We start from the raw sequence: 25,513 nt of genomic DNA, 5'->3' as shown, positions 1-25,513 counted from the left end.
CAACCAACCGAGGCTTCGCCACATCAAGAGCGCTAGCATCTTTCAGAAATGTTAGCTCGACAACGATTTGTGGTGAGCCGCGGCTTTAAAATTGGCTACGTTCCTCGTCAATGATCGACTGTCAGCATCAAAACCTGTGCTTCTGCCTGAGTCAGTACCCTCGGCAACGACTTCGCTTCCATCGAGAACCCTCCATCTAATATCCAAAAGCGATGCCCATTTGCAGTGATTATCTGATGGAGACACAGCGAAGCCCATTTTGCATCGCAACTCATCAGTAGGAAGAAGCCACTTCACGTCGATATCAACATTGTAAAATCCGCGTTTGGCAGAAAATTCTGGCGTGCGCACAACACCCATGCCTAGAGAGATCGGCATATCGATCCCGTTCTTGGTGCATACGCCGCACTCTTGTGCCGTGCCGCGCAGCGCCAGGCTTAGGAAGCAGAGGAAGGTAAGAAATTTTACATTGAACCTGGCCAGGATTATCCCTGACCGCATAACAACCCGTTTGATATTGATTGCCAAGGCACCGCCTCTGTACCAGGAAAGAGAATTTAGGTTGCGTTGCGGAGGTACTTTTGTCTTGCGCGGAGCAGGTCGTCCAGTTGATGGTCGCTAAGGGTCTGCGAGGAGCCTAGCTGGTGGGCTACGAGGCGGATGTGGGCGAGGTGCTCGACGGTCTCCATCTTGAGGAAGGCATCGGTGAGGGTGGGGCCGTAGGCTACGGCGCCGTGATTGGCCATGAGGATAGCGGTGTGATGAGGGATGAAGGGTCTGAGGCTGGCTGCGACCTCGTCGGTACCGGTTGTGGCGTACTGGGCCAGAGGGACTGAGCCGAGGGTCATGACGGCCTCCTGGCAGAGCATCTCGTCGAGGGCGCGGCCGGCGCAGGCGAAGGCGGTGGCGATGGGGGGATGGGAGTGGACGACGGCTTCGATGTCGGCTCTCATCTGGTAGACGGCGAGGTGCATGCTGAGTTCGCTGGTGACCTTTCTTGAGCCTGCGAGCTGTCGTCCTTCGAGGTCGACGATGACCATGTCGGAGGGGCGCATGAGGTACTTGCTCATGCCGGTGGGGGTGACCAGCAGGCGCTCCTGATCGAGCCTGACGGAGAGGTTTCCCGAGGTTCCCGGCATGAAGCCGAGTCGAGAGAGCCATCGGCCGAACTGCACGAGTTCGCGCCTTAGTTCTACTTCGGGCCGGCCGATACATTCTTCGATCATCGTTCCTCTTTCGTTGCCATGAAGTGTAATCCCATTACGGTTTTCAAAGTGCATGTTTCCTCACAGGATTTCGAATGGAGATGTTTTTATCCGGATGATAGGTTTTGGAGAAAGGGGGCTTTGCAGGTTTCGCCAGACTTCGCCGATTTTGGCGGAGGCCAGGAAGAGGTGGCCGGCGGTGAGCGGACCAAGGACGCGGTGGTGGCCGACTGCTGCCAGTCCCATGGAGGCGATGCAGCCACATTGTTCGCAGTCGGGGTTGCCTCCAAACTGGCAGGGGGTGATTTTAGTTGAGAGGTCCGCGGAGACGGTCATAGTTGTTCGAGCGAAGATACACTCTTCGGGGGTCTTTGGTGGAGAAGAGATTTCTTGGAGAACAACATCCGGCATATCGAGGACCGGATATTTCTTTCGGAGCTCGCGCAGCTCGGCGATGATGTTGGCTCGCTGGCGTGGGGTGAGGATCTCTGGATCGGTGGCGCCGCGCTGCGGGGTGAAGAGGCTGAACCAGACCTTCGTTACCGCGGGTTGACTGCTCCAGAACTGGAGGAACTGGTCGAGGTATCTGGGGCGGTCGGCGATCTGCGCGGTGATGGTGCAGTGGATGGTGATGTTGGCGTCCTGGATATTTTTGAGGATGCGGCGGTAGGTGGCGGGTTTGCGGCGTTCGTCGTGCTCGGGTTGGAGGCCGTCGACGGAGACGACCATGTGGAGCTTTTTGAATCTCTTCCACTCGGCGGGTATGACGCGGAAGGCGCTGGTGACGATCTGGGTGTGGATGCCGCGAGCCTCGATCTGTGGGAGAAGGAGTTCGAGCTCGCGATGGCGGACGAGGGGATCTCCGCCTACGAGGGAGACGTGTAGAGGCTTTTCTTTGTCGAGAAGTTCTAGCACGCGCTGAACGAGCTGGTCTCCCTTGAAGTCGGAGAGTTCGCGGAGCTGGGTGTCTCCGCCGAGATGTGCGGAGTCGAAGGCATAGCAGCCGGGGCACCGCAGGGGACATTCTTTGGTGATTTCGATAGACAGCGAGGGGGCGCGTCCGGCGAGAATTCTGGCCCACGCGTGGATGACTGCTGATTTCTTCATTGCTTCTCCATGATCGGCTGGATGAGAACTGATCAGTTTGGATAGAGGTCGCAAGTGACTCGGAGGGAGTCGCGACTGCGAACGCACGAAGAGACGTATCAGATTTGTAGGGGAAGATTGATGGAGTGAAGGGAGATGCTGCGCGGCAGATTGAACTGCACAGGCGCGACCAGGCCGGAGAGAGACCTGGCGGTTGGATCAGCTGGCTGAAAAAGGGAAGACAGCACGCGTCGAAGCGAGAGGATCAGGGTAAGGACTGCTCTGCGTTGATGGGAGAGAACGAGCACGAGACAGAGGATTGCTGCGAGAGCCAGGAGTCCGAACTCGCAGTCCTGGCCGCCGCGGAGAAACTTGTCGAAGGTCCAGAGATACTCCGTCACGGGCATGACCGCTACAAGAAGAGTTGTCAGGAGTATGAGGATTTGACCGAGCAGAATGCAGATCTCAGGCGCACGAGAAGGCGTGTCTTCAATCGAACATTTCGCTATGGGGATAAGGTTCAATAGCCCTCTCGTTCTACATAGATTTTATCCTGATCTCTTTGGACGGGCTAGCAATAGAGGAGAGCAATTCCTCCATGCGGCGCTTCGTTTATCTGTTCTGCCTTTTGATGCACAAATTTGCGCTGTCGCTCCGTAGTTGGAATTTCTTTTTTCGCTGGCTCGGTGGAGAGGTGAAGCGATTCTGTCTGGGTTTGGGCGATTCAATGTCGCGAGTCTTCGATTTGAATCAGGACCAGGGCATTCGGAGTAAGGCTGAGGTGGAGAGTTCCATTGTGAAGCGCGGTCTGCTCCGGGGCGGGGAGTGCGGTCTCGCGGTTTAGCTGTTCGGCCTGGGCGGGTGTAGGGTTTTTGGGTTTGCCCATGGCTGCCCACTGCGGCAGGACGTTTCCGTGGGCCTGGTCGACTCGCTGCATCGCGACCTTCGCGTTTTGCGGGACGCCGGACAGATGGAGGTTCAGCTCGCGGGAGAGACCTTGGTGGCCGGGGTCAACGAGATTCCAGGCTGCGATGGCCAGGTCTCCGTTGGATGTTCGCGTGACGATCAGGTTGTGGGAGGTGTTGGCAAGACGCTGGTCGCCGAGTTGGTGCAGGAGACCGTAGGCGTAGTAGCTGGGCTTGTTGATGCCGTCGAAGGCGCGTAGTCCGAAGTCTCCGCGGAAGGGGGTGCTGGTGGGGCCGCCTTCTTCGAAGACGTCGGAGAAGGTCCAGAAGGAGAGCATGTCTACGTTGCCGGCGGACTCGCGTACGGTGTTGGCGAGAGCGGGGCCGACGTAGATGGTGTCGCGCGCCTCCATCATGCCGGGGACGTTCCACTCGGTCCAGAAGAGCGGGAGGTGAGGTGTGGGGGAGTGATCGATCTCTCCGCGTACCTTGGCTATGGCGCGGCCTACGCGGTCGTCCATGGGGATGTCTTCGTGGGTGCCGAACATGTTGTGGACGGTATCGTCGGCGTAGCCGTGGGTCGAGACGAAGTCGACGGGGATGTGGTTGTCCGCGGTGTGCTGGAGAAACTCTGGGACCCACTGTGCTGCGGCGGTGGCGGGGCCGCCTACGCGCAGACGAGGGCTGACGGATTTGAGTGTGCCGGCGGTGTGATCGTAGAGCTCGAAGTACGACTCCTGGCGCGGGATGCCGTTCCAGAAGTCGATGTTGGGTTCGTTCCAGACCTCGAAGTACCACTGAGAGACTTCGTCGATGCCGTAACGCTCGACGAGGTGCTGGGCGAAGTGCTGGATGAGGTCGTCCCAACGCTCCATGCTCTTTGGTGGCGAGACGTTCTGCTTGTACCAGAAGGGATGGAGTGCGTCGGGGTTGAAGGCAAGCTTTTTGGGCATGAAGCTGATCTCTACGACGGGGCGAACGTCGTTCTTCAGGAGGCCGTCGTAGATGGAGTCGACGTAGGCGAAGTTGTAGACGGGGTTGCCGTGCTCGTCCTCGTTGTAGACGCCGACCTCGTCGTGCAGGATAGCGTGGAAGCGCACGTAGCGGAAGTCGGCTACTTTTTTAACGGCGCGGAGGTCTTCGCGATAGGCTTCGCGCAGGGTGAGGATGGCGCGGCCGGAGCCGAACATCTGCTCCCAGAAGTGCGGGAATGGCGTTGTGGTGGCGTGGGCGTCGATGGTGACGACTTCTTCGGCGGGCGGCTGAGACTGAGAGAAACACGGCCATGCAGTGCACAAAAGAATCAGAGAGAGCGGTAGGAGTCTGCTTCGGCGGCGCATCATTTGTGACCTCGTTCTGAACAGCGGGGAGGGCTGTTTTTATTTGGCCGTTTTTATTTGGCATTTTTTATTTAACGATGAGAACGACCAGGCCGTGTGGCGGCACAGTGATCTGCAGATGACCGTTGGAGAGCCGGAGTTTTTCTGCAGGCGACATGGCACCGGCGGCTCTCAACTTTTTGATCTGATCCTGCGTGAGGTCGCGCGGCCTGCCCATGGCGTCAAACTCTTTCACTGCGTTTCCGTGGTCGTCATCCACTCGCAAGAGTTCAACCTTTGCGCTTGATGGGAGGTTGGCGAAGGTTAGCTGAAAGCTCTTGTCTGGGCCTTTGTTGGCGGGAGGAGGGGTGTAGGCGGCTCCGATGCCGTAGGGTGGGGCGTAGTTCCAGAGAGCGACTTCTACCGCGCCATCGCTCGATTTGGTTGCGAGTGCGTCATCGTTTTCAAGTTCAATTCTGAGGTCTCCAAGGCGGTGCAGCATGGCGAAGGCGTTGAGGGAAGGCTTGGGGATGCCGTCTGCAGCGACGAGGCCAAAGCCGCCGTAGAAGGGCGTTCGGACGACTCCCTGCTCTTCGAAGACGTCGGAGAACGTCCAGTAGCTCATCGACTCGGTGAGGCCGTCGCACTGGCGGATGTTGTTGGCGAGCCAAGGTCCGAGGTAGGTGGTGTCGGTTACGTCGGGCTCGTTGGAGTAGCTGGCGTTGTACTCGCTGAAGATGAGCGGCATCTTTGGGTAGGGTGAGGCGGCGATCTCGTCGTGCACTTTTTTGACCGCGCGATAGACCATGACGTCGCGGGGAATCTGTTCGTCGGTGTGGAAGACATCTTTGGCGGTATCGTTCGCGTAGACGTGGGTGGAGGCGAAGTCGACGGGGATGTTGTGGTCTTTGCAGTGTTGGAGGAAGTCCGCGACGTACCCTGCCTGGGCCGTCGATGGGCCGCCTACACGGATTCTTTGACTGACTTTTTTGAGTGCGAGCGCGGTGTGATCGTAGAGTTCGAAGTAGGTGGGGATGTTGGGACGGCCGCCCCAGAAGTCGAGGTTGGGTTCGTTCCAGACTTCGAAGTTCCAGGTTGCGACTTCGTCGATGCCGTAGCGGTCGATGAGGTGTTGGGCGAAGGCGGTGATCATTGCGTCCCAGAGGGCGTAGTCCTTTGGCGGTGACACGACGGGCTTGTAGAAGAAGGCCTGCGTCTGATTTGGGTCGGCTGCCATCTTGCGGGGCATGAAGCTTAACTCTGTGAAAGGACGGATGTTGTTGGCGAGGAGGCCGTCGTAGATCTGGTCGATGTAGGAGAAGTTGTAGACGCCGGCGCCCTGAACTTTTTCGGGAGGCAGGCCGGGGTTCTTCGTGGTGGCGTCGGGGTCGTAGAGGCCGACTTCGTCCATGAAGATGCCGTGGAAGCGGACTGATTTGAAGTCGGTTACGTTCTTGACGGTGCGAAGGTCGTCACGGTAGCTCTGACGGAGGGAGAGGATGGCGCGACCGGAGCCGAAGGTTTGCTCCCAGAAGTGGGGGAAGGGGGTGGTGGGGGCGTTGGCGTCGATGCGGATCTGCTCCGCTTGCTGGGCGGTGAGGGATAAGGAGCTGAAAAGGCAGAGGCTAAGCGCGGCCAGGGCGAGTGTGCGGGATCGAATCATGAGAGATCTCTCCAGGGTGTGCAGCTTGTGGTGAATTCGTGGTGACAACGTGGTTTTCTGGTGGTGAAACGTGGTGAATTAGCACCATGTTGGCGTGGTGCGGAGTTAGGAATGACGCGGGTTTTGTTGTTTTTTTGCAGAAAAAATTTCGGGATGACGTTGCACCATTGTTGCACCATAAATGAGGCAGCCACTTTTTGGATTGCGTCGGCGTCCTTTTTTTGCGCCGTGTGGTGGCCGATTGCGCGGCTTAGGACGTTGAAGAAAGAGATGCTCCCGAGGGAGCATCTCTTGTACTGCAAGAAAGATGAGGCACTAGAAGCTGAAGCGGGCCTGGAGGTTGATGATGCGGCCGGAGAGGGCGTTGTTGGCCTGACCGAAGTTTGGAACCAGGATGTTGGTGTTAAGCGAGCCCGGGGTGAGGTTAATGTTGTTGAAGAGGTTGAAGGCGTCGGCTCTGATCTCGATGGCGGCGTCTTCTCCAATGATCTTTGCCTTCGGTAGGCCGAAGGATTTGGTGAGGGTTGCGTCGACGTCTCTATAGCCTGGGCCGTTGAAGGAGTTGCGTGCGATACCGGGAAGTTGCGGCAGTCCGGATGCGAAGCCGGAAGAGCCCGCGGTGGGCGCGACAGGCGCGGTGAAGTAGGGCTGGGTGGGGCCGGCGTCGGGGAAGTTGAGGTTGGGTTTGCCGTTTTCAAAGGCATCATTGCTGCTGCTGCTTTTTGCGCCTCCGTTATACGAGGCCGGACGCAGTGTGTTGTATCCGCTGGCGGCGTAGTAGAGGTTGCCTCCCGGCACGTTATAGGTCGGGGTGAAGGGAAAGCCGGTGTGCAGGTTGAAGATGCCGCTGAGGGACCAGCCATCCGCTACTTTGGATAGCAGTGCATTGCCGTGGAAGAACTTTGGCTGCCAGAGGCCGTATAGCTTGAACGCTTTGCCGTAGTTGAAGTCGGAACGGCCGTATGCGAGGTAAGGCAGGTAAGGATATTGATTCTGAAAGAAGGGACCGGAGCCGGTGTCCATCGTCTTCGCGTAGTTGAACTCCGCGTCGAACATGAACTGGTGAGACATCTGGTGCTTGAAGCCCAGCAGCAGAGAGTTGTTGTTTGAGTTGCCGGTGTTTGCATACTCGTCGATGTTCTGCACGAGGGGGTTTTGTGCTTGTCCCGCTGCAAATGCGTTGACGTAGAGGAAGGATTGAACGATGAGATGCTTGGTCGTGCTTCCCTGGTAGCCGACGGTGGCGACGAACTGGTGGCCGAGATCTATCTGGGTGTCGAGGGAGAAGTGCTGGGTGTAGATGGTGGGCTGGTTGGCCTGGAACGCATAGAGGAAGGCTCCTCCAGAGATGGGGAGGTTTACGGAGTTGAAGCCTCCGATGGCGTTTGGGTTTGGCGGATAGCCGAAGAGCGATTTGGGATCGGCGGCGATGCCGTAGACGATTCGCGGATCGATGGCGGTGGGGCTGCCGCTGGCATAGCTGACGCCCAGAATGCCGGGTGGGTTGTTGCCGGAGTTGCCGGAGATTGAGATCTCTGTCTGGTTGTAGTTGAGACCATAGCCTCCGCGGAAGACAGCCTTGCCATGAAACATATCAGGACTGAAAGCGAAGCCAAACTCAGGACCGAAGTTTCCTTTTTGCGCTTTGGTGAGGTTGCCTCCATGCCGGATAGTGAGGTCGGTGTAGGTGCTGGCACCGCCGCCGAGCACGACGACGCCGAGGTTGTTTTCCTTGGAGGAGAATGGGCCAAAGTACGAGTAGCGAAGGCCTACATTGAGGGTCAGATTTGGGCGAGCCTTCCAGTCGTCTTGAAGGAAGAAGCCGTAGAAGTCTTCGCGAGTGTCCTGGCGGTTTGCGGAGGGTGTACCGGTTGCAGGATTGAAGCTGCCGTCTTCTCTATGCGGAGCGTCGTTGAGAAAGTCCCAGATGTTGTAGAAGGAGTAGATTGGGCGGGCCGCGCCGACGTTGTTGTTGAGGTAATAGAGCCGGGTTACTTCGCCGCCGAATTTGATGGTGTGGTTGGCGGCGATCTTGGTGGCGATGTCTTTATAGGTGAAGGTGTGTTGATTGAGATCGCCGGGGCCACCGGCTCCGAATGTGCCAAGGCTGATACTGCCAAGATTGTCGACGATCGATAGCGGCAGACCGAAGGGCGCCTGCGGGTTAGAGGTGACCTCGTTAAAGCGATAGCCGGCGTCGTTGGCGCGAGCTTCGTTGAGGAAGGTCGGCGAGAAGATGTGGTTCCAGATGACGGAATATGCTTCGTTGTTCTGCTTGCGATTGAAAAGATTGTATGCGCGGACCGAACTGTTGTAGTTGGTCGTGACGAGAGGGACCCAGTAGACGGCAAAGGCCGCGTGGTCTTTCTTGGTGATGTTGGCGTCGAGACGCCCGTTGTACTGGCTGGCGGTTTGGGTGCTGGGGTTCACCGTGTTGTAGAAGGCGATGTCGGGTACGTTCGAGAGGCCTCCGCCAACGCCGGGGTTGGTGGTGCTCTTCCAGGTTAGATCCTGGGTTCCTAGAGGCTGATTGAGGGGCGAACCGATGTTGAGACCTTGACCGGGAATGGTGACGCAGTTGACACCCTCGGTCAGGCCGGCGTTGACGCAGGTTTGATTGATGAGCGACGAAGACGAGACTAGAGAGCCCGGGAAGCTGAGGTATGTCTTTGAGATGCTGTTTGCAGGGGCGAGGGCTTGAAAGGCGGCAGTTTCGTACCAGCCGGTACCCGGCGTCTGCGAGTTATTACGCTGGGTTTCGTAGGCGAAGAAGGCGAAGAGCTTATCGTGGAGAATAGGGCCGCCAACGCTTCCGCCGATCTGGTTTGCCCTTTCGCTGTCTCGCAAAAGGCCGCGCTCGTCCGGGGTTCCAGGTTGAAAGGTGCCTGCGCCGTTATAGCGCTGGTAGGCATTGAGGCCGGGCCGGCTGGCGCGGAAGAAGGCGCTGCCGTGGTATTGATTGCTGCCGGTCTTCGAGGTGACCTGGATTTGAGCGCCGCTGAAGCGGCCGTTCTCGGCGTCATAACCGTTCGAGAGGACTTTGACGTTGCCGACGGAGTCTTCGGAGGGAGTGATGACAGAAGTTCCGCCCCAGACTGCGCTGACGGTGCTGATGCCGTCGATCTGAATTCCGTTGGTCTCGTACTGGCCTCCGTTGGCATTGGCCTGGGGGCCGTTTTCGGTTTGGAAGATGCCGTTCGCTCGATTGGCGCCGCCGGGGCCCTGGGTTCCAGGAAGCTGGTTGGCATTGCCCGGGTTTGAAGACTGTGCGCCGTCGCCGAAGACGCCGGGCGCGAGTTGCACAAGCTGGAAGACGTCGCGGCCGGTGGAGGGGAGATGCTGGATCTGGTTGCTGTCTACGGTTCCGCTGATCGATGCGGTCTCGGTGTCGAGTGCGGGAAGGGCATCGCCGGAGACGGTGACGCTCGTTGTTGCCTCACCCAACGACAGTGTCACATTGACAGAATTGGATTGCTCGGGAATGATGTGCACGTTCTGGATGAGTTGCTGCTTGAATCCCTTTGCGTCGACGGTGAGGTTGAAGTGGTCTGGGGGGAGGGCGTTGAAGTTGTAGGTGCCGCTGTCGTTGGAGATGGCGGTTATGACGTGGTTTGTGTCGGTATCGGTGAGGGTCAGGGTTGCTCCCGGAATGACGGCACCTTCGGTATCGCTGACGGTTCCCTGGATCGATGCGCGGAATTGTGCGTGAGCGGTGACCGCGCACAGGCTGAAGAGGATGGCGAGCAATGTTGGGCCGAGCAGAGAGTGCCGGAGCCTCGTGAGAGGAGCGATGCTGCTAGAACGAAAGTGTTGCATGATGGCCTCCTGATGGGAAACGTCTGGGGATCTGCCGCCATAGGGGAGCGTCCTTTTGTGGACAGGGATATGGCTAGGCAAACGTTTGACCGGTAAGACTATGCGCGTCACGGCAAAAGACTGTCAAGGTTGGGAAGTTGATTCTTACGGGCGGATCAACATCTCTGGAAGCAGTACTTGACTAGCGCATTTGGGTGCTGCCGGTGACAGAGCAGGAGGAGTTGGAGACCTGCGGTTGGAGAGCAGATTCTTGGATGCGCTTCTGGTATTCAGGATTTCGCGTGTTCAGGATTTTGCGAAGGAGGAAATGGCTTCCTGTTCTTCGGAGAAGATCTCGAAGAGTGGTAAGAGATTGCACATCTTCAGGGTCTGCGTTACCTGCTTGGATGGATTGACAAGCTTCAAGGCTCCGCCCGCTTCCTTGGTCGAACTCATGATCATGACCAGAAGGCCGATGCCGCTTGAGTCCATGCGGGTGATTCCTGTGAGATTGAAGACGAACTGGTTTGCACCGTGAGCGGTGAGGTTGTCGATTTTTTGCCGCAGGTTGTTGACCGGAGTGCCGAGGACGAGGGCACCGCTCAGTTCGACCGCTTCGATCTCTCCGTACTTCATGATCTTGATCTCAAGCGTGTTCAAAATGCTGCTCCTTCTTCTCGACAACTGCTGGGTGGATCGGCCCATCCTGAGAGCGACTGTCGATGGTCTGCCGCCGGTTAAGTCGATGGTCAAGTCGATCGGCAGCAGCGAAAGCTCCACCGTGCCAGCCTGCGGCAGGATAACATCCTCCTGCCCACGATGACATTGCGGGCAGGAGATTTGCGGCAGGAGATTTGCATCCGGGCGACTTGGAGACGGCGGGGTTCGCAGAGAAGATAGAGTGGGATCAGCCGTGGGTTAGATATCCCATTCCTGCCAGGACTCCTCGCATGTAGGAGAAGCTGGCGATGACTCCTGGCATGGGGTCGTCGGCGTGGACTTCGTACTCGAGGTCGACGAAGCCTTTGTATTTGGTTTTGATGAGGGCCTCGAAGATGCCTCTGACGGGCATGATTCCGTCGCCGACGGCTACCTGGCTCTCTTTGCTGTCGAAGTTGGTGAGGTCCTTCATGTGGACGTCGAAGAGGCGGGGGCCGACTTCGTGGATGGCCTGGACGACGTCGGTGCCGGCACGGACGGTGTGGCCGACGTCGATGCAGCAGCCGATGCGGGGGTCCATGTTTTTGACGGCTTTGAGGATGTCGAGGGGGGAGTGCCAGAGCTTGTCTTCGGGGCCGTGGTTGTGGATGGCGATGCGGATGTCGTATTCCTTGACGAATTTTTCTACGCGGGGGAGGGTTTCGGGGGAGGGGTCGCCGGCGACGATGAGGGAGATTCCGGCGCGCTTGCAGTACTCGAACTTGCTGCGGATGTCGGCGTCGTCGTCTTTGGGAAAGTAGATGGCTCCGGCGGCGCGGAGCTTGATGCCGGCGGCGGTGTAGTCTGCGAGGGCCTTGGCCTCTTCGGTGGGGTCGATCGGGAGATGGTCTTTGATGTCCTTGACGTTGAGGTCGGTGATGTTGAGCTGCTTCATGAAGCCGATCATCTGGGCTCGGGTGAAGTTGCGGAAGGTGTAGCTGGCGAGGCCGAGTTGGATGGGTGACGGCGCTCCGGTGACGTGCGAGGGCTGCAGCGCCAGGGACGGAAGGGCGTTGGAGGTGATTCCTGCCGCCGCGAGGAGAGCGCCGGATTGGACGAAGCTGCGACGTGAGAGCGTATTGGTCATGAGAGGTCGGACTCGCGCTTTCCTGGGGTTTGTTTGTGTTGTGATGGCTCCGCCGGCTGGTGTTTGAATCTTTTATGGATGAGACGGCCCCGGCAGATTTGGAGCAACGTGATGCGGACTGGCGATCGACAGCAGTCGGCATCACGTGTTGTGAGGTCTAGACGTGGGGCGCCCAGCCTTTTTCGTAGTCGCGGCCCCACATCTTCATGGCTTCGGAGTCGTGGAGCACCTTGCCATCGGAGTTGTCGAGTTGGAGCTCGCGATTGACCTCCCAGGCGACGTTGGAGAGTTGAAGCATGGTGACTGCGACGTTTCCGATGGAGACGGGAGCGTTGAGTTTTTCTCCCTTGCGGACTCCGGCGATGAAGTTCGCGAAGTGAGCGTCGGTCATGGAGTCGCGGCCGGTGAGATCGGAGGAGGAGGTCTCTTGGCCGGTGGTGAACTCGCTGGTCTTGTTTCCTTTGAGGTCGTAGATCTCGTATCCGTCGCGGTCGACGAGGACGGTGCCGGTGGTTCCCATGATGGCTGAACCACGGTCGCGGTTGTAGTACTTCATGCCCTGGCAGCTCTTGCCCTCCCAAGTGATCATCTTGTCGGGGTAGTAGAAGCTGGTGACGAGGGTGTCGTAGAACTGCCAGTCGTCCTTGAACTGATAGCGTCCGCCGGATGAGGTGACGCGGTCGGGAAAGTCGACGCCGAGCGCCCAGCGGCAGACGTCGACCTCGTGGGTGCCGTTGTTGAGGGTTTCGCCGGTGCCGTAGGTTCTGAACCAGTGCCAGTTGTAGGGTTGGATGTTGTCGGTGTAGGCGCGGCGCGGTGCCGGGCCCTGCCAGAGGTCCCAGTCGAGCTGCGGCGGGACGGGTGCTTCCTTGCCGGTGCCGATTGATTTTCTTACATTGCTGTACCAGGCTTTTGCGAAGTAGGCGCGACCGATGAGGCCGTTGTGAATCTTGTCGACGATCTCGATGGTGTGGGGGGAGGAGCGCTGCTGCGTGCCCATCTGGACGAGCTTTCCGTACTTCTGCTGGGCCTGGACGAGGAGCGCGCCTTCGGCAGGGTTGTGGCTGCAGGGCTTTTCGACGTAGACGTGCTTGCCGGCTTGCAGTCCGGCGATGGCCATGGGGGTGTGCCAGTGGTCGGGCGCTGCGATGGTGATGGCGTCGACGTCCTTCAGCTGGAGGATGTGGCGGAAGTCTTTTTCGGCAGTGGGGGCTTCGCCCATCTCTTTTTGCGTGTCGTCGGCGAACTTCTTCAGCGTGTTGCTGTCCACGTCGCAGACGTAGGTGATGCGGGCATCTTTCTTGTTCGCCTTGAGGGCGGAGAGGTGAGCGTAGGCGCGGCTGCGAACGCCGATGACGGCGAAGTTGAGGCGGTCGTTGGAGCCGAGGATCTGCGCGTAACTCTTTGCGGTTGACGCGACAGCGAGGCCCGCTGCTCCTACTGCCAGTGTGTCGAGAAACTCTCGTCTGGTGATCATTGTTTTTCCTCCTTAGGAGATTGAGGCAGGATGCTTGCCTAGTGTTGAGAGACAAAAGCGAAATACAGGGATCCTTCGACTGCGTTGCTCGCAAAGTGCGCGAGCAACTTCGCTCAGGATGACGGCATAAGGTGAAAGTGGTTCAGGATGACGGCGCTGTAAATGGAAGCACTAGAAGGTTCCTGAGTTGATCAGGCACTGCTTCATGCCGGCCCAACTGATTCGCGTGGAGGCTTCGGGCGTGCCTGCTCCGCGCCAGTGGGTTTCGAGGCTGACGGCATCGCGGTAGCCGGACTGCTTGAGGGCGCGGAACTGTGCGGTCCAATCGACGAAGCCTTTGTCTACTGGCGACCAGACGATCTTTCCGGTGTCGTCCTTGACGGCGTTCTTGCAGTGGCAGTGGTGGATGCGATTTTTGGGGAGAGCGTCCCAGCCGCCGGGGAAGGCGTCGAGCTCGCCGCGCATGACGGCGTTTCCCGCGTCCCAGTTGAGGACGAAGTGCGGGGATTGTACGGCTTCGAGGGTCTTGGCTGCTTCGCGGCCGGTGGCGGTGTTGCAGGCGAACTCGTTTTCGATGACTAAGAGGATTCCTTGTTTGCCGGTGACTTCAGCGGTGGAGCGGAGTTTCTCGTTGATGGCTGCGCGGTAGGGAGCTACGTCATCGAGACGCCAGAAGTCGAAGCAGCGGATCTTGTCGGTCTTGAATTGTTTGGCGAGGGAGATGGAACGGGCGAGGACTTCGTCCTGTTGCTTGTAGGCGGACTCGGCGGCACCGTGAAGATCTTCTTTGGAGCTGTACTGCGATTTGGGGGCTCCGGGCCAGTCCACTTTGAAGAGCGGGCTGGCGATGTCAGTGACCTGGAGGTTGTATTTGGCGAGGATCTTGAGTGCTTCGGCGATCTCGGCGTCGGAGGAGGCCTGAAGGTTCTTGCCCCACATCTCGCGCAGCTCGACGTAGTGGAGGCCGAAGTCGTTCGCGATGACCGAGCAGGCGTGATCGAAGTCCTGAGAGATTTCGTCGGAGATGACGGCGATTTTGAAGGGCGAAGTTGCGGCCCATGCGCGCATAGGCAAAGAGAGCGATGCGGCTAAGCCAGCCGAACCCCCTATGAACTGTCGCCTGGAAACACTCTTCATGATTTTGAACTCCTCTTTCTTATTTGCCATTTTGGCAGGATGCGAGAACAGGGACTTTAGACGATCCGTTGGCTAATTAGTTGCATCGTTCTTGAGGTCAACGATGCGAAGCTCTCGTGCCGAATCTCGAAGGTAGATCTGGAAGCAAGGAGAGAAGTCCCGGCGAGAGGTACCGGGACTTCTCTTCCTGGTTAGAAGGCGATCTTGACTGCCGCCTGAAGGACACGTGGGCCGCCGACGCCGTTGACATTGCCGACGCCACTGCCGAGGGTTGTACTGATGACGCCAAACGAACTGGAGCCGAAGGTGGTTCCGGGCAGACCGAAGGCGGGTGTGTTGGTCAGGTTGAAGGCATCGAAGCGAGCCTCGAGAGACGACTCGCGGAAGATGGGAAAGCTTTTGAAGAGCGACAGGTTGTCTGAGAAGTAGCCGGGGCCGCGGAACTGATTTCGTTGCGTGTTTCCAACGACGCACGGACCGGGGGATACGCAACCAGTGAGTCTGCTGACGCTGAAGCTGGTTGGATCGAACCATTGTGTACTACCGCTAGGGTTGCTGTGGTGATGCAGGACGTGGAAGGGGGCAACCTGATCGACGGTCTGGGTTGTACCGGGGGTCGCGCTTGTGGTTGTGAGGGTAAATGGCAGGCCGGAGACCGCCGATAGGATGACCGAGGTCTTCCAGCCACCCAGTACGTAGGAGCCGATGCCTGAGTTGAAGTACTTGTGATTCCTGCCGGCCGGCAGCTCCCAGGTGAGAGTCTGGGAGAAGTTGAGCCTGCGGTCGAAGTCCGCAAGGGCGTAGTTGCGACGGCGGTCGCCGCTGTAGAAGAGCAGGGCTCCATCTTGTGGGGTGGTCACATAGTTTTGCGCCTTGCCCCAGGTAAAGGCTGAGCCATAGGCTATGCCGTGGGTGAATCGGCGAGTGAATTGTACTTGCAGCGATTGGTAGTTGGAGGAGTAGCCCAGAAAGAATTGAGTCACGGAGGCGGTCTTTCCAAAGGCTATGTTCAACGGATCGAAGGCTGCACTCTCTCCGTAGACGCTGGGGACGTTGATGTTCTGCGAGGAGTCAATTCGCGTGCCGTGGTTGGCAACATAAGCGATCTGGAGAGAGCTGTCATGCGGGAGCGCCTGCTGGATGGCCGCATTCCAGGAGGAGACGTAAGCATTCTTGAAGTTGAGCGGGATGTACAGGTTGCCAAGGCTGTTGAGGAAGGTGTTGCCGGTTGCTGTGATGGTTCCATTGGCACTGATGGGGACGGGCGGGGTGGGTGGGATTCCGCTTACGAAGTTGACTGGTGCTTGATTCGTGGAACCCAGTACGGCGGCACCATAGGTCGGAATATTGGTGTAGTCGGTGCTGGTCTTGATGGGATAGTTGTAGGCGTAAGTGTTGTCTACGAAGGGAACGTAGCTGACGCCGAATCCGGCTCGGAGGACCGTGGAATCGGTGGCGCGAAAGGAGGCGCCGAGCCGGGGTGCGAAGTTGGTGTAGTCGGTCTTCATTCCGATATTCGAGGGATTTCCAGCTACGCCGGCGATCGTCAGCACATTGGTTGCTGGGCTGTAGCTGGAAAATCCTCCCGCTTTACGCGGTGTGGCGGGTGGGTAGAGTTCATATCGCAGGCCGACGTCGACGGTCAGCTTCGAGGTAGCCTGCCACTTGTCGGCGACAAAGAAGAAGAGCCAGGTCTGACGGTAGGCGGGGAAGGTACTGTTCGTGTCCTGACCTACCTGATACGGGGTGTCAAGGAGAATGCTGGCGATATCGTTCGCCTGCCCCTTGGAGAGCGCGCCCGGGGTGGACGTCTGGTTTTCGCTGAAGTAAAAGGTTCCTGCAGCCGCGTTGATGTTTCCCTGAAGGAGATCGTCGCGGATGCGGCGGATGTCGACGCCTGCTTTGAGCGCATGGTTGCCAAGGATCTTGGTCCAGTTGTTGGCGAAGTCGATGTTCGACTCGGCGCGGAGCCAGGGGAGCGATTGGGAGTAGCCGATGAGCGGATTGGTGGTGCCGTTTTCTCCGTTGCCGGCGAAGTTGCTTACCTGGAAGGCAACTTGTCCGCTATCGATCGAACTGAGATTGGTGCCGGGGATGCCGAGTTTCTTAGCGTCGTCCGTACCAAAGTCGGACTGTTGCGCTGAGTTGCGAAGGTGGGCTACACCAAAGCGTGCCTCGGTAAACAAGGTTGGCGAAAAGACGTGATCGTAGTTGACGCCGGTGCTGTAAGCGGTCGCCGTTCCGGTAGCTTCGAACCCCCCGCCTGCTGGGCCACCGAGAAAGGATCCGAACAGAGGCGCCTGGAAGGTGGTGATTTTTTGATGGCTGAAGCGACCACTCAGGTGATCTTTCTGGGAGATCGTCCAGTCTGATTTGATGTCGTAGCTGATTGCGTCTTTGCTGAAGGGTGAGTTTTGCGAAAAGTTGTTGGTCTTGGCACCGGCGATATAGGCAGCGGAGGCGAGATTCTTCTTTGGATCTCTCGCGAGGGTGTCGAGCATTTGAAGGACGGTCAACCCGATGTTGCTGTCGTTTGCCGGCGTCATGACCCGGCTCAGCGGGATCTGATTGCCTGCGAACGCGGTGCGGCCCTTGCCGCAGTTGGCCGGCGTTGGACCACCGTAGCAATCTGCTGTATCTCCAGTCTTCGGATCGTAGACCTGACCAGCGTATTTGCTGAGGTCGATGTTGCCGTTAACGACGTTGTAGAAGGGGATATTCGTGTTGACGGTGGAAGCCTCATGATCGGAGGTGCGGAGGAAGTCGCCGAAGATGAAAAGTTTGTCTTTGAGGATTGGGCCACCGAGCGAACCGCCTGTGTAGTTGTAGACGAGGCGTCCGTTGGGGCCGCTGGAGAAGTAGTTGCGCGCATTGACGCCGTTGTTCTCCATGTTTTGAAATGCAGATCCATGAAATTGATTCGTACCTGACTTGAGGGTGACGTTGACGACGCCGCCGACGGCGCGGCCAAACTCTGCCTCGAAGTTATTGGTGGTGATGTCGACGTTCTGGATTGCGGCGGCTGGGGGGACGAGGATGATGTGAATTCCGGTGCGCTGATCGTCGTCGATACCTTCAATTTGATAGAGGTTGACGTAGGAGGACTGACCGTTCGCATTCACCGACAGATCGTTGTTGGCGTTGAAAAACTGTGAGTTGTTGAAGACGACGGGGGCCATGCCGGGCACGGTGTTGAGCAAGGATTGAAAGCTGTTGCCGCTGCTGAGGGGGAGATTGGTGATCTGATGCGCCTCGAGGGTGGTGGAGATATCGGCGCGGTCTGTTTGCAGCAGCGCGGGAGCGGTGGATACGGTGATCGTCTCGGAGGCGCTGCCGGTGACGAGCGCGAAGTCGACGCGGGTTGAGGTGTTGGTGAGAAGATCGATGCCCTCATGGGTATCTTTCTTGAAGCCATTGGCTTCGACCGTGATGGAGTAGGTGCCGGGTGGAAGGTTGGGCAGGGTGTAGTTGCCGCTATCGTTGGTTACGGTTTCGTGAGCCGTCTGCGTAGCAGTTTCGATGACGATGACCCTCGCTGCGGCAACTGCGGCTCCGGTTGGATCATTGATGGTGCCGAGCAGCGTGCCGCTGACCGCCTGTCCAAACAGAGATGGCGACAGACTGAGGATCAATAACGGGAGAAGGAGAAGACTTATTTTTTTTAGGGCGATCACGTGAAACCTCCGGAAGGTGTGACAACTTTTTCAGGCCCGAACTGGTTATTGTTTGAAGAACGAACGAACCCTACCAGTGGCGATACAAGTCAGTCAAGAAAATAAACAGGAGCTTCCATCTGCGGCCTTTAGGCACAGGAAAACGGGGGAGCGCGGGCTTGTCTGGAGAAGCGCGTCTGGTCGCTCGATTGCGTCTGGTCGCTCTATTGTTTGGGACGGCGAAGAGTCCAGCGCTGGTGGGGAGGGCTGATCAGGAAAGCAATGAAGCAGAGGGCGAGGACGGAGTTGTCGAGAGATGCGCCGAAGAACAGCCAGAAGGGGGAGTTGGGGCCGGGATAGTTCGAAGTGAAGAGGAAGAGCAGCATCATGGTCAGACCGCCGAGGCTTGCCCAGCGGACCAGCACTCCTGAGAGCAAGCTCAGTGCAATCAACAGTTCGGAGATGGCGATGACGGCGGCGAACAAGACGGAGTGCGGGAGGATGATGTTTTTGAGCAGGGGGCGGATGAAGGGGTAGGAGCCCTCGTTGAGGAGCTGACCGAGGTCGTGGGCTAATCCTCCCCAGATGAATTTGGTGTTGACCAGTTTGTACTCGGCAAAGATGAGAAAGAGAAGAGCGACGGAGATGCGGAGGAAGGCGAGTGCTTTGGACTGTTGATTGGATTGTTGATCTGCTGCTGTCGTGCTCATTTCTTCCTTTCGAGGGCGATGTGTGCAGCGCGGACGTCGGAGGCGGTGAAGACGGAGAGGAAGGGGACGCCGGGGATGGCGGCTTCGATGTTGGCGCGGCCGCCTTGTTCGCGGTCTACCAGGCAGAGGACTCCGGCTACGTGCATGCCGGCTTCGCGGGTGGCTTCGATGGCGGTGATGGTGGAGCCGCCGGTGGTGCAGACGTCGTCGACGATGACGACGTGGGCGCCGGGTTTGAGGAAGCCTTCGATGCGGCGGCCGGTGCCGTGAGCCTTTTCGGCTTTGCGGACGAGGAAGCCGTGGAGGAGGGTGGGTGCGGGGCCTTCGTCGCTGCGTTGGTCGGGGTCGAGTTCGAGCACGTCGGAGAGTTCGGCGATCTCGTTGTAGTCGGCGAGGGCCCAGGCGCTGGCGCTGGCGGTGTTGGAGACGAGCGGGTCGGCTCCCATGGTGAGGCCGCCTACGGCTTCGATTTTTTCGGGGTTGGGGATTTGTTCGCGGATGAGGTCGTAGAGGACGAGGCCGGAGAGGCGTCCGCCTTCGGCGTGGAGGGTGGTGATGCGGCAGTCGATGTAGTAGTCCGACTTCTGGCCGCTGGCGAGGGTGAAGTCGCCTAGCTTGAAGGAGTGAGTGGCGATGAGGTTGAGGAGGGTCGTGCGGTTGTTGGTTGGCATGGTCAGTTCTGATTCTAGGATACCCCCTACGGGTGACTTTTTGGTGCAAAGTCTTCGATTCAGACGACTTAGATGTTGACTGCGGGTTTGGTTTACGCGTCAAAGTCTCTGGAATCAAGACCTTGGGAGATTTACGGTTGGCAAAGTCCTCATTGCACTGGGGTTAGCCTTGTATTCCTCCTTGTGGGTTTAACGTTGAAAGCCCCGGCTGGGCCGAGGCTTTTTCTTGCTGTTTCTATTATAGCCAGTTGGAGTAAACTAATGTGCCACGGAGATGTCCTTTTTTTGCATGGAGTTGGCTTGCTTTGGGGCTTGACTGGTTTTTTGGGAGGACTGGGGAGATCTTGTCCGAGCCTGAAAAAAAGCACACCGCGCCGGAAGAAGCTGGTATTAGAGATGCATGGGGTTCTCCTTTTCGGTTGGCAACGGGTATCGTGAGCCGCAGCTTTCCAGGAATCTATTGAAGCACTTCGGGGTCTCGGCTCGTGACATTGCGACCGCGGCACGACAGTTTCCGATTACGTCGCGGATCGATGTTCAGACCGGGCTGGAAGGGTTGCTGAAACGGGAACCGCAGACTCGATTGACTGGACTTGTCTCACCGAATGCGCATGAGGGCCTTACGTTCGCTCAAATGCTCGGCAGCTCTCACTTTCCTGTGGATACGGGGCCACTGCAGTACGACGAGATCGATGTTGGCGACGCGGAACCGGCACGATGTCTGAAAAATGGATTGTGGATGGGGCGAGAGAAGGGGGTACCCTTTGCGATCATGCTCGCCACGGGTGGGCGATTCGGCGTTCAGGTGGGTGTAAACGTCGAGATTGCTGTAGCCGCGGGCGAACCAGGCTCCGGGTTCTCGCAGGATTTCTTTCGTCAACTCGAGCAGGCGATCAGCGAGGGCCGCAGCTATCGCGGCCGCGTCATTTCGCTTGAGGCGCATCATCATCCGATGGGAGGCGGCAGTTCGGTGAAGGTGCATCGGTTGGCTAGTGTGAGCCGGGAGGATGTCATTCTTCCGCAGAAGACGCTGGCTACGCTCGATCGTAATGTTGGCGGTTTTATGGCTGCACGCGACGCGCTGAAGTCGATGCATTTTCAGGCGCGGAAGGGACTGCTGTTTTATGGACCGCCGGGAACGGGCAAGACACACACGATCCACTATCTGGCTTCGCAGTTGCCGAATCATACAACGTTGCTGGTGACGGCTGAGCAGGTGGGATTGATCGGAGAATATTTTCGTCTGGCGCGGTTCCTGCAGCCTTCCATGATGGTGATTGAGGATGTTGACCTGATCGCCCGGGATAGAACACAGATGCGAAACGGGGGCGAGGAGGTGTTGCTGAACAAGCTGCTGAATGAGATGGATGGACTGCGGGAAGATGCCGAGGTGTTGTTTATCCTGACGACCAATCGTCCCGACCAGATTGAGCCGGCACTGGTCTCGCGTCCGGGGCGTATCGATCAGGCGATTGAGTTTCCGTTACCGGACGAGGAGGGCCGTGCGAAGCTGACGAAGCTGTATGCGCGCGATCTGAAGATGTCGGAGGAGCTGCTGGAGCTGATCGTTCGGCGAACGAAGGGTGTGAGCGGCGCCTTTATCAAAGAACTGATGAGGCGTTGCGCGCAGTTTCAGATGGAAGGCTCCGGGGGGAGTGTTCTCACACAGGCTGCGGTGGATGAAGCGCTGGAAGAGATGTTGTTTGCGGGAGGATCTTTGAACCGGCGTTTGCTTGGCGGTGAAGCGGTTGAGACCGTGGGGACGGAAGTGGGTTAGAGCAGTCTCCCTGTTCAGGGAAGTTGCTTTAGTGGGAGAGCTTTTCGAGGTGTCGGTAGCCGCCGGTGGCTATGAAGGCGGTGAGGAAGATGGTGAAGTTGTAGCTGGCGTGGATGAGGGTGGAGGCGAGGACAGAACGCAGGCGGATGCGGACGGCGCTGAGGATGAGCGAGACGCAAAAGAGAAGCAGAAGGACGGGCCAGGTGAAGGCGGTCTGCTGGCCGTGGAGCGCGGCGAAGAGGATGCTGGTGAAGACGGCGGAGAAGACCAGGGCGGGGGTGGAGATCTTGTTGTTGGAGTGCCAGAGCTCGCGGGCGGCGGGGGTGCGGGGGAGCGAGAGCCAGTCGTAGGCGATGGCGACGGCGGGGAGGAGGAAGCCGCGGAAGAGGACCTCTTCGAAGAGGGGTGCGAGGAGGATGCCGAAGAGGGTGACCAGCCAGACGTCGGATGGGGTGCGGAAGAAGTCGTCGATGGGGATGTCTTTGGGGATGGCGATGACCGACGAGATGGCCTGCACGGCGAAGGAGAGGGTGAGGCCGAGGGGGATGAGGCGGAAGGCGTTGCGGCGGGCGGCGTCGGGGTTCGCGTCGATGCCGCTGGCGAAGGGGCGCTTCCAGAGGAGGGGGAAGACGAACCAGGAGAGGGCGAGGGTGGCGAGGTAGGTGATGGCCTCGGAGGCTATGAGCAGCTTGGGGGGGATGGAGGCGGCGGATAGTTTGCCTCCGATCGCGGGAGCGTGGGTGAGGCCGAGGAGGAGAAGCTGGGTGAGGAAGAGGAAGAGGCCGGCGATGGCGAGGAAGAGGAGGGCGTGGCCGAGGTTGGGGATGCGGTGAGGCGCGTCTTCGGGGGCGTCGTTGGGGGTGTTGTCCATGGGAGGCTGGAGGATGGCCTCGCCTTCGGGAAGGAGGGAGAGTTCGGGGAGTATGGGGCGTTCGGGAAGTATCGGGCGCACGGGGGCGTCGGACTGGCTTCGCTGTGAGGGGATTCCGAGGGAGAAAAAGGCGGTCGTGCTTCGCACCATGTCCACCTTAGCAGCGGCGAAGATGGGGCACCCGGCGGTTGTGGAGTGATGCCCGGCGGTTGCGGAATGATCCCCGGCGGTTTTGGGACGAGTTGCGGGGATGGCGGGGTTCGGGGTTAGGTCGCTCATGCTTTCGTCGTGCGTGGGGCCGGCTTTGAGGCGGGTGCTTTCTTCGATGTCGATTCTTGAGTTGCTGCTTTTATTGATTCTTGAGTTGCTGCTTTGCTTATTGTGGACTTCTTTGCGGCTTTTGGCTTGATGCTTTTGGGGGATCTCTCGTCGGGCTTGGTGGCGCTGGCTTTGGCGAGGCCGGTCTTCTTCTCGGGCGCGATGAATTTGGCTTTGGGTTGTTTGATCGCGTCGGGCTGGGCGGCGATATTTGCAGGTTGGGGGCCGGCGTGGCTGGTACCGTTGCGGCTGGCGAAGCTGGAGGCGTGGGTGGAGTAGTAGCGGGCGAGGAAGCTGCCGGTGTGGGAGGCGGCGACGGTGGCGATCTGCTCGGGGGTGCCGTGGGCGATGACGCGGCCGCCGCCTTCGCCGCCCTCGGGGCCCATGTCGAGGATGTAGTCGGCGTTGCGGATGATGTCGAGATTGTGCTCGATGATGATGACGGTGTTGCCGAGGTCGGTGAGGCGGTGGAGGACTTCGAGGAGCTTGCGCACGTCGTCGAAGTGGAGGCCGGTGGTGGGCTCGTCGAGGAGGTAGAGGGTGCGGCCGGTCTGGCGCTTGCTGAGCTCGCGGGCTAGCTTCATGCGCTGGGCTTCGCCGCCGGAGAGGGTGGTGGCGGATTGGCCGAGGTGGATGTAGCCGAGGCCTACGTCTACGAGGGTTTGGAGCTTGATGTTGACGGTGGGGATGTCTTTGAGGATGGGGACGGCGTCGGCGATGGGGAGGTCTAGGAGGTCGGCGATGGAGTAGCCGTTGAACTTGACGGAGAGGGTTTCCTGATTGTAACGGCGTCCGTTACATACTTCGCAGAGGACGTAGACGTCGGGGAGGAAGTTCATCTCGATGCGGCGCTGGCCTTCGCCCTGGCAGGCTTCGCAGCGTCCGCCCTGGACGTTGAAGGAGAAGCGGCCGGGCTTGTAGCCTCGCTCGCGGGACTCGGGGAGCATGGCGAAGAGATCTCTTATCGCCGTAAACACCCCTGTATAGGTAGCGGGATTGCTGCGTGGGGTGCGGCCAATTGGGGACTGGTCGATTTGGATTACTTTGTCCAGCTGGTCGATGCCGATGACCTTGCCGTGCTGGCCGGGCTCTTCGCGGGAGCCGTAGAGTTCCTTTGCGAGGGAGCGGTAGAGGATGTCGTTGACCAAGGTGGATTTTCCGCTGCCGCTTACTCCGGTGATGACGGTCATGACGCCGAGGGGGAAGTGGGCGGTGACGTTTTGCAGGTTGTGGGAGTGGGCGTCTTCGACGGTGATCCAGTTGTTGGTGAGGGCGCGTGGTTCGGTTCGGGCCAGGATCTCGATCTTGCCGGCGAGATATTGGCCGGTGATGGAGGCTGGGTTGTCCATGATCTGTTGGGGGGTGCCGTCGGCGATGAGAAGGCCGCCGTTTTTTCCTGCGCCGGGGCCGAGGTCGAGGACGTAGTCGGCTTTGCGGATGGTGTCTTCATCGTGCTCGACGACGAGGACGGTGTTGCCGAGGTCGCGGAGGTCTTCGAGGGCGTTGATGAGGCGTTGGTTGTCGCGCTGATGGAGGCCGATGGAGGGCTCGTCGAGGACGTAGAGGACGCCGCGGAGACGGGAGCCGATCTGCGTGGCGAGGCGGATGCGCTGGCCTTCGCCTCCGGAGAGGGTGGCGGCGCTGCGGTCGAGCGCGAGGTAGCCGAGGCCGACGGCGTTGAGGAACTCGAGGCGCTCGATGATCTCGCGCTGGAGGCGGTCGGCGATGATGCGGTCGCGGCCTACGAAGTTCATGTTGCGGGCGGCTTCGAGAGCGCGGACCAGGGGGAGCCCGGTGAAGTCGGCTATGGAGGCGCCGTTTACTGTGACGGCTAAGGACTCGGGGCGGAGGCGGCGACCCTTGCAGACGGGGCAGAGGGTCGCGGACATGTACTGCATCATGTACTCGCGATAGCCCTCGGATTTGGTGTCTTCGAGGTTGGAGCGGAGGTAGTTGAAGATGCCGTGGAAGCCGGTGCGGCCGGCTTCGCTGCGCGGTGGGCCGTAGAGGAAGAGGTTTTGTTGTTCGGTGGTGAGGTCTTCGAAGGGGAGCTTGATGTTGATCTTGGTTTTTTCGGCGAAGAGCTTGATGAGGCGGAGGAGGTAGGCGGAGCCGGAGCCTGGGCCCATGGCGCCGTCGAGCAGGGGCTTGGACCAGTCGGTGATGGTCTTGGCGGGGTCGAAGTCGTAGATGCTGCCGAGGCCGTGGCAGTTGGGGCAGGCGCCGTAGTTGGAGTTGAAGGAAAAGCTGCGGGGCTCGAGGCGGGGGACGTTGATGCCGCAGTCGGGGCAGGCCATGGAGGAGGAGTAGAGGGTCTCGTCCATGCCGTGGATGGCGATGAGGACGAGGCCGTTGGCCATCTGGAGGGCTTTGGCTACGGAGGTTTCGAGGCGGCGGGTGTCGTACTTGGGGGCGGCTGATTCTTTCGAAGCGACGGCGAGGGCTGCGTTTGCGTTGTCGGACGGGAGCGGTTTGAGGATGATGCGGTCGACGATGGCTTCGATGGTGTGGTTCTTGCGCTTTTCGAGGCGCATGCCCTCGGTGAGCTCGGTCATCTCTCCGTCGATGCGGGCGCGGAAGCCTTGCTGGTCGAGGGCCTCGAGCTCTTCGCGGAACTCGCCTTTGCGGCCGCGGACGATGGGGGCGTAGACGGTGATACGCTCGCCGGGGGAGAGGCTGGCGATGCGCTCGACGATCTGCTCGGCGGTCTGGCGGGTGATGGGGCGGTGGCAGTTGGGGCAGTGGGGCTGGCCTACGCTTGCGTACAGAAGCCTCAGATAATCATAGATTTCGGTGATGGTGCCGACGGTGGAGCGGGGGCTGCGGGAGGTGGTTTTCTGCTCGATGGAGATGGCGGGGGAGAGGCCGTCGATGGCGTCGACGTCGGGGCGCTCCATCTGGTCTAAGAATTGTCTGGCGTAGGCCGATAAGGTTTCTACGTAGCGGCGTTGGCCCTCCGCGTAGATGGTGTCGAAGGCGAGGGAGCTCTTGCCGGAGCCGGAGAGACCGGTGACGACGGTGAGGGTGTTGCGCGGAATGCTGACGTCGACGTTGCGCAGATTGTGCTGGCGAGCGCCGCGGACGGTGATGTGTGTAATGCCCATGAGATGTCTGTGGCGATGTTCGGCCAAGTCTCTAGA

At 59.2% G+C, this 25,513-nt stretch carries 17 protein-coding genes; 1 reads left to right on the top strand and 16 read right to left on the bottom strand.

Going from position 1 to position 25,513, the window contains the following annotated elements; translation table 11 throughout:
• Positions 1 to 51 precede the first annotated feature (51 nt).
• The 14 genes from HDF09_RS05390 to HDF09_RS05325 all read right to left on the bottom strand — a co-directional run bounded on the left by HDF09_RS05390 (position 52) and on the right by HDF09_RS05325 (position 19,407).
• Positions 52 to 528 (bottom strand): hypothetical protein, encoded by a 477-nt coding sequence (locus HDF09_RS05390; RefSeq protein ID WP_183762499.1) that lies wholly within the window; start codon positions 526 to 528, stop codon positions 52 to 54.
• Positions 529 to 557: 29 nt separating this feature from the next.
• The gene (locus HDF09_RS05385) at positions 558 to 1,226 is read right to left on the bottom strand and encodes a class II aldolase/adducin family protein (RefSeq protein ID WP_183762496.1); all 669 of its coding nucleotides are present in this window, start codon (positions 1,224 to 1,226) and stop codon (positions 558 to 560) included.
• A gap of 60 nt (positions 1,227 to 1,286) precedes the next feature.
• Positions 1,287 to 2,312: a radical SAM protein gene (locus tag HDF09_RS05380; protein ID WP_183762493.1), complete on the bottom strand. Its 1,026-nt coding sequence runs from the start codon at positions 2,310 to 2,312 to the stop codon at positions 1,287 to 1,289.
• Between the two features lie 98 nt (positions 2,313 to 2,410).
• Positions 2,411 to 2,698, bottom strand: a complete 288-nt coding sequence (locus HDF09_RS05375) for a hypothetical protein (protein ID WP_183762491.1) — start codon at positions 2,696 to 2,698, stop codon at positions 2,411 to 2,413.
• 317 nt (positions 2,699 to 3,015) lie between these two features.
• Positions 3,016 to 4,539 carry a GH39 family glycosyl hydrolase gene (locus HDF09_RS05370; RefSeq protein ID WP_260180926.1) on the bottom strand — a complete coding sequence of 508 codons (1,524 nt, stop codon included), beginning with the start codon at positions 4,537 to 4,539 and terminating at the stop codon, positions 3,016 to 3,018.
• 64 nt (positions 4,540 to 4,603) lie between these two features.
• A complete protein-coding gene (locus HDF09_RS05365; RefSeq protein WP_183762489.1) occupies positions 4,604 to 6,178 on the bottom strand; it encodes a GH39 family glycosyl hydrolase in 1,575 nt (524 codons plus the stop codon).
• Between the two features lie 315 nt (positions 6,179 to 6,493).
• A complete protein-coding gene (locus HDF09_RS05360) occupies positions 6,494 to 9,994 on the bottom strand; it encodes a TonB-dependent receptor (RefSeq protein WP_183762487.1) in 3,501 nt (1,166 codons plus the stop codon).
• Between the two features lie 285 nt (positions 9,995 to 10,279).
• Positions 10,280 to 10,633 (bottom strand): STAS domain-containing protein, encoded by a 354-nt coding sequence (locus HDF09_RS05355; RefSeq protein ID WP_183762485.1) that lies wholly within the window; start codon positions 10,631 to 10,633, stop codon positions 10,280 to 10,282.
• A 247-nt stretch (positions 10,634 to 10,880) separates the two neighbouring features.
• Positions 10,881 to 11,759 carry a sugar phosphate isomerase/epimerase family protein gene (locus tag HDF09_RS05350; RefSeq protein WP_183762483.1) on the bottom strand — a complete coding sequence of 293 codons (879 nt, stop codon included), beginning with the start codon at positions 11,757 to 11,759 and terminating at the stop codon, positions 10,881 to 10,883.
• A 157-nt stretch (positions 11,760 to 11,916) separates the two neighbouring features.
• A complete protein-coding gene (locus tag HDF09_RS05345) occupies positions 11,917 to 13,236 on the bottom strand; it encodes a Gfo/Idh/MocA family protein (protein WP_183762481.1) in 1,320 nt (439 codons plus the stop codon).
• A 171-nt stretch (positions 13,237 to 13,407) separates the two neighbouring features.
• The gene (locus tag HDF09_RS05340) at positions 13,408 to 14,373 is read right to left on the bottom strand and encodes a sugar phosphate isomerase/epimerase family protein (RefSeq protein ID WP_183762478.1); all 966 of its coding nucleotides are present in this window, start codon (positions 14,371 to 14,373) and stop codon (positions 13,408 to 13,410) included.
• A gap of 191 nt (positions 14,374 to 14,564) precedes the next feature.
• Positions 14,565 to 18,047 carry a TonB-dependent receptor gene (locus tag HDF09_RS05335; protein ID WP_183762473.1) on the bottom strand — a complete coding sequence of 1,161 codons (3,483 nt, stop codon included), beginning with the start codon at positions 18,045 to 18,047 and terminating at the stop codon, positions 14,565 to 14,567.
• Between the two features lie 203 nt (positions 18,048 to 18,250).
• The gene (locus HDF09_RS05330; protein ID WP_183762470.1) at positions 18,251 to 18,736 is read right to left on the bottom strand and encodes a DoxX family protein; all 486 of its coding nucleotides are present in this window, start codon (positions 18,734 to 18,736) and stop codon (positions 18,251 to 18,253) included.
• On the bottom strand, positions 18,733 to 19,407 hold the full coding sequence (locus HDF09_RS05325) for an orotate phosphoribosyltransferase (RefSeq protein WP_183762466.1): 675 nt from the start codon (positions 19,405 to 19,407) through the stop codon (positions 18,733 to 18,735). The genes HDF09_RS05330 and HDF09_RS05325 overlap by 4 nt, the downstream gene beginning before the upstream one ends.
• A 400-nt stretch (positions 19,408 to 19,807) precedes the next feature.
• Here HDF09_RS05325 and HDF09_RS05320 point away from each other — a divergent pair, with 400 nt between their 5' ends.
• Positions 19,808 to 21,184 carry an AAA family ATPase gene (locus HDF09_RS05320; protein ID WP_183762463.1) on the top strand — a complete coding sequence of 459 codons (1,377 nt, stop codon included), beginning with the start codon at positions 19,808 to 19,810 and terminating at the stop codon, positions 21,182 to 21,184.
• Positions 21,185 to 21,212: 28 nt separating this feature from the next.
• On the opposite strand, the gene HDF09_RS05315 is transcribed toward HDF09_RS05320, so the two are convergent.
• Positions 21,213 to 22,334: a CPBP family intramembrane glutamic endopeptidase gene (locus HDF09_RS05315; protein ID WP_183762460.1), complete on the bottom strand. Its 1,122-nt coding sequence runs from the start codon at positions 22,332 to 22,334 to the stop codon at positions 21,213 to 21,215.
• Complete coding sequence (uvrA, locus tag HDF09_RS05310) at positions 22,331 to 25,477, bottom strand: excinuclease ABC subunit UvrA (RefSeq protein WP_183762457.1); 3,147 nt, start codon at positions 25,475 to 25,477, stop codon at positions 22,331 to 22,333. The genes HDF09_RS05315 and uvrA overlap by 4 nt, the downstream gene beginning before the upstream one ends.
• Positions 25,478 to 25,513: the final 36 nt, after the last annotated feature.

Origin of the sequence: Edaphobacter lichenicola, from assembly GCF_014201315.1 — a bacterium.
Lineage (GTDB): Bacteria > Acidobacteriota > Terriglobia > Terriglobales > Acidobacteriaceae > Edaphobacter > Edaphobacter lichenicola_B.
The sequence above is the reverse complement of the archived record's forward strand: the minus strand, read 5'-3'. Positions and strand labels throughout refer to the sequence as shown.